Source organism: Deinococcus marmoris DSM 12784, from assembly GCF_000701405.1.
GTDB classification, from domain to species: domain Bacteria; phylum Deinococcota; class Deinococci; order Deinococcales; family Deinococcaceae; genus Deinococcus; species Deinococcus marmoris.
On record NZ_JNIV01000041.1, the window covers coordinates 24215 to 39166 of the forward strand.

Here is a 14952-nt window from a genome sequence, read left to right on the forward strand (position 1 = left end):
TTCTGGAGACCCTATGAATAAACCCGATTTACTGATCGTCGCCCCCATGATGCCTGACGTGATGACGGCGCTGGAGCGCGGTTTCCAGACCCACCGCCTGTGGGAAGCGCCGGACAGGGCGGCCTTTCTAAACGAGGTGGGCGCGACTGTGCGCGGCGTTGCCACCAACGGCGGCGCGGGCCTGCCGCGTGAGGTTATGGACGCCCTGAGCGTGCTGGAAGTGGTGGTCATCTACGGCGTCGGTCTGGACGCTGTCGATCTGGCCGAGTGCGCCCGCCGGGGCGTGGTGGTCAGCAACACGCCCGACGTGCTGACGGCTGACGTGGCCGATCAGGGACTGGGCTTGCTGCTGGCACTGGCGCGGAGAGTCGCTTACGGAGACCGCTACGTGCGCGCCGGACACTGGTCCCGGCAGGGTGAGATGCCGCTAACCACCCGGCTGGGCGGCAAGACGGCAGGCATCCTGGGATTCGGGCGGGTGGGTCAGGCGCTGGGCCGCCGCCTGGAAGCGCTGGACATGACGGTGGCGTTCACCGATCCGTATCCGCCTGCCGGCACAACGCACAAAAGCTATCCAGACCTGCATTCGCTCGCGGAGGCCGCCGACGTGCTGATCGTCACGGCAGCGGGCGGGAGCGGCACGCGTGGCCTGGTGGACTCGGCTGTTTTGGAGGCGCTGGGGCCGCAAGGGATGCTGGTGAACGTCTCGCGCGGCAGCATCGTCAACGAGGGTGATCTGGTCTTTGCGCTGCAAAATGGAAAAATCGCGGGCGCGGCGCTGGACGTGTTTGCCGCCGAGCCGAGTGTGCCGCCGGAGCTGCTGGAGATGGACAACGTGGTGCTGGCCCCCCACGCCGCCAGCGGAACGCTGGAAACACGCGGCGAGATGGGCCAACTGGTGCTGGACAACCTGAGTCAGTACTTCTCGGATGGCACGCTGAAAACCCCCGTGCGCCTGCCCAGCGTATGAGCCAGTCTCTGGTCATTCACGCGGCTGGTGAACTGCGACTGGAGAATCGTCCAGAACAGCCCCTCCAGGACGGTGAGGTCCGCATCAGCCTTGGCGCAGGCGGCATCTGCGGCTCTGATCTGCATTACTTCGCGCACGGCGGGGTGGGCAATTTCCGGGTGCGCGAACCGCTGACGCTGGGGCATGAGGTGGCGGGAACTGTTCAGGAAGTGGGGCCGGGCGTCACCAAACTGGTCCCCGGAACCCGCGTCGCCGTCAACCCGGCGCGGCCTTGCCTGGACTGCGATCCGTGTCTAGCAGGCCGTCCCAACCTGTGCCGCAATGTGCGCTTTTACGGCTCGGCGGCGCGGTTTCCGCATGTTCAGGGGGCCTTTTCGGACCGCTTCGTGGCGCACGAGTCGCAGTGTTTGCCCATTCCTGATCACCTCTCCTTTGAAGTGGCTGCGCTGGCCGAGCCGCTGGCCGTAACCCTGCACGGGGTCAATCAGGCCGGGCCGCTGCTGGGCAAGAGCGTGCTGATCGTCGGTTCCGGCCCCATCGGCGCGCTGACCGTGTTGAGTGCGCGGCTGGCCGGGGCGCGGCACATCACCGTGACCGATCTACAGGACGAACCACTGGCCGTCTCGCGTCGGCTGGGGGCCGATACAACTGTGAATGTCAGCCGCGAGACTCTGGACGGGCTGGAGGTGGATGTGGCCTTTGAGGTTTCTGGTACGGCCCCCGGCCTGGCCTCGGCGGTCACGGCCCTCGCGCCGGGGGGAACTTTGGTGCAACTGGGCATGTTGCCGCCTGGCCTGAGCGCCGCACCGCTGAATCTGATGCTGTCGCGCGAGTTGCGCCTGATCGGCTCCTTCCGCTTTGCAGGCGAGTACGCGCTGGCCGTGGAGTTGCTCGCGGCGGGCCGACTGGACCTGACTCCGCTCCTGAGCGCCCGTTTTCCGCTGTCACAGGCGCTGAATGCCTTCACGTTGGCGGCGGACCGCACCCGCGCGATGAAGGTCAGCCTCGTTCCCGACGATCTCCACGCCACAGGAGTCTGATGACCCACGCCGATCTGACGCCCACCGATCTTCTGGCCGTCGCCCACGCCGCCGCCAATGTTCCCCTTCAACAGGTCTTCGCCAGTGGGCCAGGGCACCGCGCCCGCCTGAGCGTCACGCAGGGCGTCGGCCCTTGGCACCATCATCCCAACACCCCCGAAACCTTTATCGTGCTGGAAGGCGTACTGACGCTGGATTTCCGCGACGCCGACCCGGTCACGCTGGAACGGGGCCACAGCCTGACCGTCCCCGTCGGCCTGTCCCACAGGTCACGCGCCACGGAGCGGACGGTCAGCCTCAGTCTTGAAGTCGCGGAACCACAGGTGGTTTTAGAGGAAGAACGCTCATGAGCCACCCGTTTCCCGGTCTGGAGCAGTTGATTCCCTCTGACGCTGCGCTGGAAAAACTTGCCACTGGAACGGCCTGGGGTGAGGGGGCGGTATGTCTGGACGACGGCGCGGTGCTGTGGAGCGATATTCCCGGCAACCGCATCCTGCGCTGGCACCCGCAGGAAAGCACGTCTGAGACGCCATTCAGCGTGGTGATGCAACCCTCCCATTTTCACAACGGCCACACCCGCGATGATGGGGGGCGGCTGTATGCCTGCTCGCACGGTGACCGCGCGGTCCTGCGCTCGGCGGACAACGGCCACACTTGGCAGCCGATTGCCACGCACCACGGCGACAAACGCCTGAACAGTCCCAACGATGTGATTGTGGCCCGTGACGGTGGCGTGTGGTTCTCGGACCCGCCTTACGGTCTGATCCAGGCCCACGAGGGTTACGGCGGCGATCAGGAGCAAGAAGGCCACTGGGTTTACCGTCTGGACCCCGCTACGGGCGCGGTGGAGGCCAAAGTCTGCGATCTGCTGCGGCCCAACGGTCTGGCCTTCAACCTGGACGAGACCACGCTGTACGTGACCGACACGGGCAGAAGCCACGATCCAGAGGGCCGCCACCACATTCACGCCTACCCGGTTTCGGGCAACACGGTGGGAGAGGGCCAGGTCTTCGCCGCCGTTGACCCTGGCCTGCCCGACGGCATCCGCACCGACGTCCATGGCAACCTGTGGAGCAGCAGCGGCGGCGGGGTGCAGGTCTTCGCCCCGGACGGCACCCGGCTGGGCGTGGTGCCCGTGCCCGAAGCCATCGGCAACCTGACCTTCAGCCACCTGGATCCGTACCTGTACATCGCCGCCAGCAGCAGCCTGTACCGCATCAGCGTTTCAGTCAAGGGAGCCAGATTCTGATGCTCCAGCCGACGCAATCCAGGCCCAGACTGGCCGTCATCGGCACCGGACTCATGGGTCGCCCGATGGGCGTGAGATTGTTGGAAGCGGGTTACGAGGTCACGGTCTACAACCGCTCGCCCGAGAATCCGGCGGCGCTGGCAGCGCTTGGGGCCAGGGTGTCGGCCACGGCTGCCGGGGCCGTTCAACACGCCGATCTGGTCATCATCGTGCTGCCCAACGGCTCCGTCGTTTCAGAGGTGTTGATGGGCGGCGTGTTTGAGGCGGCGCGGCCTGGCACGCTGTTCGTGGACATGAGCAGCATCCACCCGGCGATTGCGCGCGATCTGGCAGCGGCGGCACAGGCGAAGGGGCTGCGGTTTCTGGATGCCCCGGTCAGCGGCGGCACAGGTGGGGCAGAGCGTGGTGAACTGGCAATCATGGTCGGCGGCCCGGACGACTGGACCGAGGAAGCAAAGCCGGTGCTGAACACTCTCGGCACAGTGACGCAGGTTGGTCCGTCCGGCAGCGGGCAACTGGCGAAACTGGTCAATCAGGTGATCGTGGCCGTGACCATCGGCGCGGTGGCCGAGGGGCTAACCCTGGCCCGTGCGGGCGGCGCGGACCCGGCCCGCGTTCGGGAAGCGATTCTGGGCGGCTTCGCACGGAGCCGCATCCTGACCGAACACGGCGCGCGCATGATCGAACGCCACTTTGAACCCGGAGGCACCATGACCAACCAAATTAAAGACCTGGATGTGGCGCTGGACGTGGCCGCGAGTGTTGGGGCGGCCATGCCGCTGACGGCGCGCGCCCGTGAACTGTTCGCCGACTACGCGCAGGCCGACGGCGGCGCACGGGCTGGGGATGACCACAGCGCCCTGGTGCGGCACATCGAGGCATTGAGCGGCCTGCTGGTGGAAGGATGACCGTCAACCTGTTCGATCTGAGCGGCCAGCGCGCACTGATCACCGGGGGCAGCAGTGGCCTGGGATTGGCTCTGGCACGCGGTCTAGCACAGCACGGTGCGGCAGTGGTGCTGAATGGCCGGGACGTGAGTAAACTCGATGCTGCGGTCATAGGTTTACAGGCTGAGGGTTTCAACGCCAGCGCCGCCCCTTTCGATGTCACGGACGAGACGGCGGTGCGTGCTGGAATCGCAGATGTTTTGGCAGGCGGTGAACTCCACATCCTGATCAACAACGCCGGAATCCAGCGCCGCGCCCCGCTGACCGAACTGACCCTCGATATCTGGAACGAGGTGCTGATCACCAACCTGACGGCGGCCATGCTCGTCTCGCGCGAGGTTGCGCCGCATTTTCTGGCGCGGGGTAGCGGGAAGGTTATTAACATCCTGTCGGTGATGTCCGAAGTCGGGCGGCGTACCATCTCGCCCTACACGGCGGCAAAGACGGGTCTTAAGGGCCTGACACGCGCCATGTGCGCCGAGTGGGCAGAAGGTGGCATACAGGTCAACGGCATCGGCCCCGGCTACTTCGCCACCCAGATGAACGCCGCTCTGCTCGCCGACGAGGCGTTCACCGCCTGGGTCAGTGGCCGCACCCCCGCTGGACGCTGGGGCAACCCGGAAGAACTTGTGGGAGCCGCCGTTTTTCTGTCCTCACGGGCCAGCAGCTACGTGAACGGGCAGGTCATTTATGTGGACGGCGGCATGCTGTCGGTGCTTTAGAAACGGCTCTTTTCTCCACATAGTATCGAATCACCCCAAGGGAAGTCTTGCATTTCCCAATTTGTTAGCGCTATCATTTGGAACAACACTGAAGTTAGAAGCATTTGATCTGGCTGTTGCCCACTGTGGGCAGCTCCATCTCGCCGTCCCGCCTTGGCTCTACAGGAGTTTCTATGACTGATCTGCCCCCATCTGGTGATCTCAAAGCTGCACCCACCGCTACCGACAATCCAACGGCCATGACCGAAACCCGGCGCGAGGTTCTTCGTAAACTTGGCCTGACCACGGCGGCCATCGCGGCGTCCACCACGTTGCCGCACTTCTCCATCGCCGGGGCACAGGCCAGCAGCCGCTACGCCAAATATAAAGGCAGCACGATTGTGCTGAGCATTCCGGCCCACCCGCACTTCGACGCGGCCATCAAGATGTTCGCGCAGTTCACCCGCGAAACGGGCATCAGGGTGGAGGCGGACCGCATCGAGACGGGCCGCATGAAGGACAAGCAGCTCTTGGAAATGAGCAAGGGAAGGGGCGATTACGACGTGGTGACCTTTATCGCCACCTGGAAAGGCGAGTACGTCAAGAAAAAGCTGATCGAGGAAATGCAGCCGTTCCTGAGCAATGCTGCGCTGGCCGATCCCAACTACGACATCAGCGATGTGGTGCCGGGGTATCTCCAGAACATCGGACTTGTAGGCGGCAAGAAGGGCTATCTGCCCGGCCCCGGTGCCAAGCTGTACGGCCTGCCCAGCGGCGCAGAAACCAGCATCATGGCGTACCGCAAGGACATCTTCGCCAGCCTGAAACTCAAGCCGCCCACGACCTACACCGAACTGGAAGCCATGTTGCCCATCATTCAGGACAAGGGCAAGATCGGGGCCATGACCAGCCGGGGCAAGTCTGGCCACGACGCCATGCACGGTTTTTTGCTGCACCTGAACCCGATGGGCGGTGAGGTGTTCGACGACAACTGGAAGCCCGTGTTTCAGGAAGCGCCCGGCATCAAGGCGCTGCAATTCATGCAGAAGGTGGTGGCGACCGGCCCCAAGGGCATTCCCAGCTTCGCCTTCGGCGAGATGTCTAATTCGTTCCTCCAGGGCGAGGCGGCCATCTACATCGATTCCATCGCCATCTTTGGTCCAGCGGCTGACGAGAGCAAGTCGCGCATCAAGGGCAAGGTGGGGTACGCGCTGCACCCCAAGGCCGCGCGCTACAGCAGCCAGACCGGCGGTTTTGGGCTGGCGATTCCTGCTAACAGCGCCAACAAGGAAGCGGCGTTCCTGTTCATCCAGTGGCTGACCAGCAAGCAGCAGGACCTGTCGATTGCGCGGCTGGGGGGCAACGCCATGCGGACCAGTACCATCAATAACGGCGCGCTCCGCGCCCTGTACCCGCAGTACGCCATTCTCAAAGAGCAGATCAAGTATGCCAACCCCGACTGGCGGCCCATCATCCCGGAGTGGGACGCACTGAACATCCAGATTTTCGGTATCGCGGTCAATGAGGGCCTGACTGGCAAGAATGCCCAGGCCGCGTTGCAGGGTGCAGTCGGCCCGGTCACGGACCTGATGAAGCGGGCGGGCTACTACAGCTAACTGGCAAAAGGCCGGATGGAAAATCGGTTCCTCCGATTCATCCGGCCCCGTTCAGGACGCCTTTGATGGGCAGCGTCCTGGCCCTCGCCCGATTGGGGCTGACGGCGGCGCTGCCCTCAGCCCTTTGTCTTACCGCCCCACCGCTGCGAGGTTCTCCCTTTGAAACAACCCCTGATCTCTGCCAGATCGCCCCGCAGTGTCAAGCAGCCGCTGACCCGCCTGACACCCTGGCTGTTCGTGCTGCCTGCCACCTTGATCATGGTGGTGGCCTGCCTGTATCCGGTGCTTCAGGCGCTGCGCCTGTCCTTTTACAACTGGAGCATTGGCACACCGTGGACAGAGGCCGTCTTCACCGGAGCGCAGTATTTCGGGCGGCTGGCGCAGGATCCGGCGGTGCGTTCCTCACTGCTGACCACACTGCTGTTCGCGGCCACCGTGGTTATTGCCGAGATGATCCTGGGGCTGGTGCTGGCGCTGGCGCTGGAAAAACCCATGCGCGGACTGACGCTGTTCCGCACGGTCTTTATCCTGCCGATGATGATCGCGCCCATTGTGGTGGGCCTGACCTGGCGCTTTCTGTTCGACACCAATTTCGGGGCGATCAACGCGCTGATGACTTCGGTAGGCGTGGGCAAGATTACCTGGCTTGCCGATCCGAATCTGGCCTTTTTTGCCGTGGTGGTGGCCGATATCTGGCAGTGGACGCCCTTCGTGTTCATCATGCTGGCCGCTGGGTTGCAGAATTTGGACGGCGCGGTGATGGAGGCAGCGGCCATCGATGGCGCGACGCCCTGGCAGGCCATCTGGACGGTCAAACTACCCATGCTGATGCCGATCATCGTGGTCACGTTGCTGCTGCGCCTGATTGACGCCTTTCGCGTGCTGGAGGTGGTTTACATCATGACCGGCGGCGGGCCGGGCAACAGCACCGAGATCCTGAGCATGCACATCTATAAAACAGCCTTTTCAGGCGGGCAACTGGGTTACGCCAGCGCCATCAGCGTGCTGCTGCTGGCCGTGGTGATGGGCCTGAGCGTGGTCGTGCTGCGGCTGAGCAATCCACTGTCCGCCGGGAAGAAAGCATGATCACCGCACCTGCCGGGCGGGAATTACAGGCGGGCGCGGCGCAGTCTCATCGTCCACGCCGGACGGGCGGCGTGCTGCGTGGGCTGCTGCTGGCGGTGATGGGCATCCTGAGCATGTTTCCGCTATACATGATGTTTACCACGTCGTTCAAGGTGCAGACGCAGATCTTCATGCCGGGGGCCACCTTCTTCTCCCGCGAATTCTGGTTGTTCACGCCCACGCTGGAAAATTACCGCAGCGTGCTGGTGGACGGCAATTTCGTGCGTTACCTCACCAACAGTCTGATCGTGGGCGTGGTCAGCACCATCCTCACCCTGCTGCTTTCGGTGCTGGCGGCCTACGCACTGGCGCGCTTCCAGTTCATGGGACGCGGCGTGATCTCGTGGACCAGCCTGCTCTTGAGAACCGTGCCGCTTGTGGTGCTGGTTGTCCCGGTCTTCGGCATCTGGCAGAGCTGGGGCATCAGCGACACGCTGCCGGGATTAATCCTGCTGTACACCGCTGTCAATATCCCGTTCGCCATCTGGGTGCTGTACGGTTTCATCGCCCAGGTGCCGCCGGAGCTAGAGGAAGCGGCGGCGGTAGACGGGGCCTCGCCCTTCCGCACCTTTTTCGCCGTGGTGCTGCCGCTGATTCGTCCCGGCCTCGCCGCCGCCGGAATCTTCGTATTCCGGGTGGCCTGGAACGAATTCATTCTGGCGCTGGTGCTGACCAACCGCTTTTCCCGCACCATGCCAGTGGAAATTGCCGCCAACATCACAGACGTGGGCGTGGAGTGGGGCCGCGTGATGGCAATGGGCGTGCTGATCGCCATTCCGCCGCTGCTGTTCACGCTGCTGGCCGCCCGCCAACTGATTGCCGGACTCACCGCCGGAGCCGTCAAGGGTTAGGGTTCTTTTGCATGTTGCCCGAATGGATTTTGCTGCACGCCGGGCTGATGTTGACTGCGTGGGTGCTGGTGCTGCCCGCCGGAATCCTGATTGCCCGCTTTTTCAAGGTCACGGCCCGGCAGGGTTACCCGCGCGTGCTGGACAACCGCCTCTGGTTCAAGGCGCATGTGGTGATGCAGTACGCCGGCGTGATCTGCACCACGCTGGGACTGGCGCTGGCGTGGTTTCACACCGGACGCCTGAATCTGAGTATGCCTCACACTCTGCTGGGTCTGGGCGCGGTCGCGCTGGGCTGGCTCCAGATCATCTGGGGCGTGCGCCGGGGCAGCAAGGGCGGCCCCACCGATCCCGCCGGGATGCGCGGTGACCATTACGACATGACCCCGCACCGCTGGGTCTTTGAGTGGATTCACCGGGGCGGCGGTTACCTGGCCCTGCTGCTGGCATTGGGGGCCGCCTGGAGCGGGTTGCGACTGGTGAATGCGCCGGGCTGGATAGGCTGGATCCTGTTGCTCTTCCCGCTGCTGTTTGCCACCGCGTTCTGGTTGCTCTCCCGCCAACGCTGGCGCGTGACCAGTTCCTACACCGCCATCTGGGGGCCAGCCCACCCGCAGCCGGGGATCAGGCTCCTTGTACCTCCAGCGCACCATGACCAGAGGCCAGAAGTGATGGGCCGTCATACCTCCAGTCGCCTGGGTCTGATCCTGATCTGTGTCCTGTTGCTGCTGGCCGTGTGGCGCAGCCGGACAGCCGCCAGCCACTGATACGGATTCCGATGAAGAGGTGTTGAAAACACCCGCAATCCGAGTGGGACTTGCAGAGCTGGGCAGGGGAGCGAGTAGGAGAAAAACAGCCCTCCGGGCGTGGAGTGTGGAGACGCTGCGCTTTCCCGATCTCTCCCGCGTTCCAAACGGACTCCGTATGAACTGCGGCTCGGGGTGGCTGGGATAGACCTCGGCAAAGGTGGGCGCGTCGGCGGACATGCTCCAGGGTAGGTTCGGCAGTGTCACTTCTGGAAGACGGGGTGCTTGACAGCCGCTAAAATCAGACCTTCTCGTTCCCAATTGCACCCCTATCGCCTGCCGCCCGCTGGGACGGATTTGCTAATCCAGCAGCTCCAGAGCCAATTTCGGCAAATCTTCTGGCGCGTCGAAATGATGACGGCCCGGCAACAACCGTACCTGACTCGCCACACCCGGCCAGGCCCCGGCGAGTTGCCGGGATTGCCACACGAAAGAATCCGACTCGTCCGCGCCCACCGCGACGAGAAAGGGGGCCGCGCTCGTCGGGCGCAGGAAAACCGGGCTGAGGGCGTGGGCCTCCTCTTCAGAGAGTTGCAGGGCGGGCTGGAGTTCGGTGCGGCGCAGCGGCCCCAGATCGTACAGCCCGCTGATGCCGATGCTGCCGGTCAATTTCACTTCCGGCAAGCCCTGCGCCGCCCAGTCGGTGGCGTGGATCATGGCGGCCAGATGCCCCCCGGCGGAATGCCCGGCCACGATCAGCGGCCCAGGAGACTGCGTGGCAACACAGGCTGTGGCCCGCCGTGCCTGAGCCACGATCTGCGCCAGCGTCACGGCAGGGGTCAGGTCATAACTCATGACGGCCACGCGGATTCCGGCCTCCAGTACGGGTGGAGCCAGATATGAGAAGGTCTCCTTGTAAAACGCCTGCCAGTACCCCCCGTGAATGAACATCAGGGTGGCCCGCGCCCCGCCTTCAGGTTCAAAGACATCCAGCCGCTCGTGTTCGCCCGCGCCGTAAGCCAGTTCCACAGGCGCAGACACTTCCCGCACGGCAGCGCTGTCCCGCTCCCAGGCCGCGACGATGGCCTCGGCGTCCGGCACCCGGCGGCTGGGCATGTATTCGTCGTTGGTGGCGGCGTCGAACAGGTCCTGGGGTGGCGTCATGCTGTGGGATCTCCTGAGCGGAAAACGGGCTGATTCGGGAATGGACAACGGGAACCTGAAGAGGTCTCGGCCCGGATACTCTAGAGTCGCAAGGACAGGCCGGAGAAGGGTGCGGCGCGCTGGAGGTCAGCTTATGGACGAATCACAGGACATGCAAACGCTCTTGGAGCTGACGGACAACTGGCAGGGCGGCGACGTGGGCCGCACCGAACTGGTCTCGGCCCTGCGCCGGGTCAGCGACGATTCCGGCGAACTGATCCGCGCGCTGATCACGCAGCTTTCCCAGGGGGCCGTGCGGGCGGGCCAGACTGCCGAACACACCGAGAACACCGACGCGTGGCGGCAGGAGCTGATGGCCTGCCGCGCCCGCTCGTGGCCGTACCCCCACAGCGCCGGGCTGCTGGTGGGGCCGCACGTCTTGATCCTCACCGACGGCGAACAGGGTGTGCTGCTGCGCGCGGGCCGCCTGCGGGTGCTGAGTTCCAGCGTCAGCGCGTCGCTGCTGCTGCTGTGCCAGACCATCGTGATGGCCCAGCATTCCCTGGACGGCAAGGTGGTGGGGCAGGCGCGCACCCAGCGCATCGAGTCGGCGTCCACTTCACTGTCGGAGATCGACCCGATCAAGTAGGGCAGAGATTGGAGGGCGGAAAAGAACCCCCTCTCCTGCGGAGCTGTGCCAGCCAGTCTGCTTCGCAGCCAGCTTCCCTCAAGGGAGGCCAAGAAAGCGCTGCTGACACGGCAATTCCGCACCTCTCGCCTCCCTTTAAGGGGAGGTCCCCCGAAGGGGGGGAGGGGTCAAACCGTGGGAGCCACCCCAAAACCAACCTTCCAACGCTTCTGGAGCCTGCCCTAAAATCTGCGAGCCGCCCATAACTGCTGGACACACCTTTCAAGGAGTTCCCATGACCACACCCCAGCGCCCGCAGTACATTCTGGCCCTTGACGGCGGCACCACGTCCAGCCGCGCCATCGTTTTCGATCACGGGGGCAACGTGGTGGCGCGGGCGCAGAAGGAATTTCCCCAGATTTTCCCGCGTCCGGGATTGGTGGAACATGACGCGCAGGACATCTGGAGTACACAACTGGGCGTGGCGCAGGAGGCCATCGCGTCGGCGCGACTGCGGGCCAGCGATATCGCCGCCATCGGCATCACCAACCAGCGCGAAACCGTGGTGGTCTGGGACCGCGCGACGGGGCAGCCCATTCACAACGCGGTTGTCTGGCAGGACCGCCGCACCGCTGGCCTGTGCGACACGCTAAGGGCCGAGGGTAAAGAAGCTCGGTTTCAGCAGAAGACCGGGCTGATTCTGGACGCCTATTTCTCGGGCACCAAGGTGGCCTGGATTCTGGACCATGTGGACGGCGCACGCGGGCGGGCCGAGCGCGGCGAACTGGCCTTCGGCACGGTGGATTCCTGGCTGGTCTACAACCTGACAGGTGGCAAACTGCACATCACCGACGCCAGCAACGCCAGCCGCACGCTGCTCTACAACATCCACACGGGTGAATGGGACGACGAACTGCTCGGGATTCTGAACGTGCCGCGCGCCGTACTGCCCGAGGTGCGCTCCTCCAGCGAGGTCTACGGCGAAACCGCGCTGGGGCTGCTGGGCGCGCAGATTCCGATTGCGGGCATCGCGGGCGATCAGATGGCGGCCACCTTCGGGCAGGTCTGCCTGGAACGGGGAATGGCCAAAAACACCTATGGCACAGGTTGTTTCATGCTGATGAACACCCAGCAGGAAGCGGTGCCCAGCCAGAACCGCCTGCTGACGACGGTGGCGTGGCAACTGGACGGCCAGCGCACCTACGCGCTGGAAGGCTCGGTGTTCGTGGCGGGCGCGGTGGTGCAGTGGCTGCGCGACGGCCTGGGGATCATCCGCAGCAGCGAGGAAGTCGAAACCCTGGCGACGCGGGTGCCCGACAGCGGCGGCGTATATCTGGTCCCGGCCTTCGTGGGACTGGGCGCACCGTACTGGGACCCCTATGCGCGCGGCACCATCGTGGGCATGACGCGCGGCACCACCGCCGCCCACATCGCCCGCGCCGCGCTGGAGGCGGTGGCCTTTCAGAGCGCCGAACTGCTGGAGGCCATGCAGAAGGACAGCGGCGTGACCCTCAAGGAACTGCGGGTGGACGGCGGGGCCAGCACCAACGACCTGATGATGCAGTTTCAGGCCGACCTGCTGGGCGTCCCGGTGGTGCGCCCAAAGGTCACGGAGACCACAGCGCTGGGCGCAGCGTATCTGGCCGGGCTGGCGGTGGGCTTCTGGCAGGATCAGGCCGAATTGAAGGCCATGTGGCAGGAAGACTGCCGCTTCGAGCCGCAAATGGAACCAGGTGAGCGCGCGGCCAGGATGCGCCGCTGGAAAAAGGCCGTGGAGCGTTCCCGTGACTGGGAGGATGCAGAGGGCTGAGAGGCTGTTTGAAGCCCAATTCATGGGGTAGGGCTGTATGCGTCGCTCGTCATCAGGCGCACAACCTGGTCAGCAAAATACAGCTCCCAGCCGCATAAATAAAGCCCTCGGAGATCGGCATATGCTCCTCGTAGTCCACTCTCAACCGTCTGAAGGTCAGCAGCCACGCAAACGTCCGCTCCACCACCCAGCGTTTCCGAACCACCTTGAACCCCTTGCCGCCCCGCCGCGCCATCTCCACCGCCAACCGGAACTGCTCTTCAGTCGGTGTATTGGTGGGCAACTGGGCAATGCCACCAACCACGGTGATGCCTTCATCGGGGCGACGAACCACCTCGACCTCGATTCCCGTGGTGGTTTTTGCCAATGCCTCAAATGGCCCGCCTGCATAACCTCCGTCCAGAAAAAGCTTTTTGACCAGGGGCGCGTCCAGATCGAAGGTGTTGAGGACGAGCTTGAGTCCCTCACGGTCATCGACGTTGGCGGGTGTCACACGGCAACCGAGCAGGTTGCCGTCAGTATCCGTGGCTATGTGGCGCTTGCGGCCTTTGACCTTCTTGTTGCCGTCGTAGCCGCGATCCCCCTTTTTTGCGTCGTCTTGACGCTCTGGGAATCACCGACAGCGGCGGAAGGCTGAGCCTTCCGCCCGTTGCGCTCTCGCTCAATCTTCACGAGTGCCGCATTGACCGCCTTCCACACGCCTGTTTTTGACCAGAGGTTGTGGTGGTAGTACACCGTTTCCCACTTCGGCAGATCGTGGGGCATCATGCGCCACTGGATGCCGTCTCGGAGAACATAGCGAATCCCGTTGACAATTTCCCGTCTGGGAAGGGTTTCGCAGAAGGTACTCTCGCCAAACGGCGGTAAAAGTGGTTCAATGAGTTCCCACTGGGCATCCGTGAGGTCGCTGGGATAGAGCGGACGATCCATCAGGAGAGCTTAGAGCGTGTTTTAAAAGTGCCTGGGACATAGCGCTACGGGCCAAGTTCTGGCACGTTGCGGTTGATGAGAAAACAACGTTACTCCAGTGACCTGACCCGCAAACAGTTTAAGCGCCTTGAAGCTCTCCTGCCCGTCCCCAAGGCAGGTGGACGGCCCCGCACGATAGATCTGTATGAGGTGATGTGCGCAATTTTCTATGTTCTCAAGAATGACTGTGCCTGGCGCGATCTTCCTCATGATTTTCCAGCGTGGCAGACGGTCTACGGCTACTTTCAGCGGTTCCAGCAGGACGGGACGTGGGAAGCGGTCAACCGCTTCCTGCTGCGCCGAACCCGCATCAACGCAGGCCGGGATCCTGAACCCAGCGCGGGAAGCATCAACGCGCAAACCGTGCGCTGTGCGCCACAGGCAGGGATTCGTGGCATTGACGCGGGGAAAAAGACCAACGGGCGCAAACGACACATCGCCGTGGATACGCTGGGCTTGCTGCTGCTGGTCATGGTGACCGCAGGGAGCGTGCAGGATCGGGCGCAAGCGCCGATTCTGCTGGCATTGCTCGCCCAACGATTTGCGCGCCTGCGACACATCTGGGCGGATGGTGGGTACACGGGTCACCCCGTGTCCTGGGCCAAAGAAGTCTTGAACTGGACCGTGGAGGTGGTTAAAAAGCTGGCTGGACAACAGGGTTTTGTGGTGTTGCACCGCCGCTGGGTGGTGGAGCGCACCTTTGCGTGGGTGACCCGCTGCCGCCGATTGAGCCGGGATTACGAGGGCTTGCCCCAGACGACGGAGGCGTGATTCTACCTAGCCAACATCCGGCTCATGTTGCGCCGCCTGGAACCTGGTGCCTGACCCTTTTAAAACACGCTCTAAGTTCGACTTTGTCCATTTTTTCAGGCGGCGCTGAGAGAAATCTCAGCGCCGCCTGAAACCATTTGGAGATGTTCAAAGTCCCAAAATGGTTCACCGATGTTATCGCCCCTTTTGCCGAGATGTTTACCCAGCCCACCTGGATCACTGCTCAAACCTTGCTTGTCGGGTCCATCCTTGCCACCCGCAAGCGCACCATCTCTGCCCTCCTGACCTTGCTCGGCCTGAGTGATGAAACCGGATTCTCCAGATTCCATCACTTTCTCAGCCGGGCCATCTGGTTTCCATTGCAGGGCAGCCGCATTCTCTTGAGTCAA

At 63.7% G+C, this 14952-nt stretch carries 16 protein-coding genes; 13 read left to right on the forward strand and 3 right to left on the reverse strand.

From position 1 onward, the window contains the following. Window positions 1-13: 13 nt before the first annotated feature. The 10 genes from Q319_RS0111420 (at window position 14) to Q319_RS0111465 (ending at window position 9263) form a co-directional block, all read left to right on the forward strand. Window positions 14-970, forward strand: a complete 957-nt coding sequence (locus Q319_RS0111420) for a 2-hydroxyacid dehydrogenase (RefSeq protein WP_029482633.1) — start codon at window positions 14-16, stop codon at window positions 968-970. Beyond that, window positions 967-2010, forward strand: a complete 1044-nt coding sequence (locus Q319_RS0111425; RefSeq protein WP_029482634.1) for an L-idonate 5-dehydrogenase — start codon at window positions 967-969, stop codon at window positions 2008-2010. The genes Q319_RS0111420 and Q319_RS0111425 overlap by 4 nt, the downstream gene beginning before the upstream one ends. Continuing rightward, window positions 2010-2360, forward strand: coding sequence for a cupin domain-containing protein (locus tag Q319_RS0111430; protein WP_029482635.1), 351 nt, complete (start codon window positions 2010-2012; stop codon window positions 2358-2360). Before Q319_RS0111425 ends, Q319_RS0111430 begins: the two co-directional genes overlap by 1 nt. Beyond that, a complete protein-coding gene (locus Q319_RS0111435; protein ID WP_029482636.1) occupies window positions 2357-3259 on the forward strand; it encodes an SMP-30/gluconolactonase/LRE family protein in 903 nt (300 codons plus the stop codon). Before Q319_RS0111430 ends, Q319_RS0111435 begins: the two co-directional genes overlap by 4 nt. After that, a complete protein-coding gene (locus tag Q319_RS0111440) occupies window positions 3259-4167 on the forward strand; it encodes an NAD(P)-dependent oxidoreductase (protein WP_029482637.1) in 909 nt (302 codons plus the stop codon). Before Q319_RS0111435 ends, Q319_RS0111440 begins: the two co-directional genes overlap by 1 nt. Beyond that, on the forward strand, window positions 4164-4928 hold the full coding sequence (locus tag Q319_RS0111445; RefSeq protein ID WP_029482638.1) for an SDR family oxidoreductase: 765 nt from the start codon (window positions 4164-4166) through the stop codon (window positions 4926-4928). Before Q319_RS0111440 ends, Q319_RS0111445 begins: the two co-directional genes overlap by 4 nt. A gap of 173 nt (window positions 4929-5101) precedes the next feature. Next, a complete protein-coding gene (locus tag Q319_RS0111450; RefSeq protein WP_211252354.1) occupies window positions 5102-6523 on the forward strand; it encodes an ABC transporter substrate-binding protein in 1422 nt (473 codons plus the stop codon). Between the two features lie 159 nt (window positions 6524-6682). Further along, entirely contained in the window at window positions 6683-7609 is a 927-nt protein-coding gene (locus Q319_RS0111455) for a carbohydrate ABC transporter permease (protein WP_211252355.1), read from the forward strand. Continuing rightward, complete coding sequence (locus tag Q319_RS0111460) at window positions 7606-8499, forward strand: carbohydrate ABC transporter permease (RefSeq protein WP_211252356.1); 894 nt, start codon at window positions 7606-7608, stop codon at window positions 8497-8499. Before Q319_RS0111455 ends, Q319_RS0111460 begins: the two co-directional genes overlap by 4 nt. A gap of 11 nt (window positions 8500-8510) precedes the next feature. Then, entirely contained in the window at window positions 8511-9263 is a 753-nt protein-coding gene (locus tag Q319_RS0111465) for a cytochrome b561 domain-containing protein (protein ID WP_051655317.1), read from the forward strand. A 339-nt stretch (window positions 9264-9602) separates the two neighbouring features. Here the strand turns inward: Q319_RS0111465 and Q319_RS0111470 are convergent, their stop codons facing one another. Continuing rightward, complete coding sequence (locus Q319_RS0111470) at window positions 9603-10406, reverse strand: alpha/beta hydrolase (RefSeq protein WP_034414782.1); 804 nt, start codon at window positions 10404-10406, stop codon at window positions 9603-9605. Between the two features lie 133 nt (window positions 10407-10539). Between Q319_RS0111470 and Q319_RS0111475 the strand changes: the two genes are divergently transcribed. Both Q319_RS0111475 and glpK read left to right on the forward strand, forming a co-directional pair. After that, window positions 10540-11034, forward strand: coding sequence for a hypothetical protein (locus tag Q319_RS0111475; RefSeq protein ID WP_029482644.1), 495 nt, complete (start codon window positions 10540-10542; stop codon window positions 11032-11034). A gap of 274 nt (window positions 11035-11308) precedes the next feature. After that, window positions 11309-12823, forward strand: coding sequence for a glycerol kinase GlpK (gene glpK / locus Q319_RS0111480; RefSeq protein WP_029482645.1), 1515 nt, complete (start codon window positions 11309-11311; stop codon window positions 12821-12823). A 52-nt stretch (window positions 12824-12875) separates the two neighbouring features. On the opposite strand, the gene Q319_RS26225 is transcribed toward glpK, so the two are convergent. After that, window positions 12876-13753, reverse strand: a protein-coding gene (locus Q319_RS26225) for an IS5 family transposase (protein WP_156039300.1) whose coding sequence is annotated in 2 segments (ribosomal slippage) — window positions 12876-13402 and window positions 13402-13753 — 879 coding nt in all. Because the reading frame shifts where the segments join, the coding sequence is not laid out codon by codon here. A gap of 75 nt (window positions 13754-13828) precedes the next feature. Between Q319_RS26225 and Q319_RS24480 the strand changes: the two genes are divergently transcribed. Next, on the forward strand, window positions 13829-14563 hold the full coding sequence (locus Q319_RS24480; protein ID WP_051655318.1) for an IS5 family transposase: 735 nt from the start codon (window positions 13829-13831) through the stop codon (window positions 14561-14563). A 95-nt stretch (window positions 14564-14658) separates the two neighbouring features. On the opposite strand, the gene Q319_RS27890 is transcribed toward Q319_RS24480, so the two are convergent. Continuing rightward, the coding region (locus tag Q319_RS27890) for a hypothetical protein (protein ID WP_211252341.1) at window positions 14659-14952 on the reverse strand (294 nt) is incomplete at its 5' end.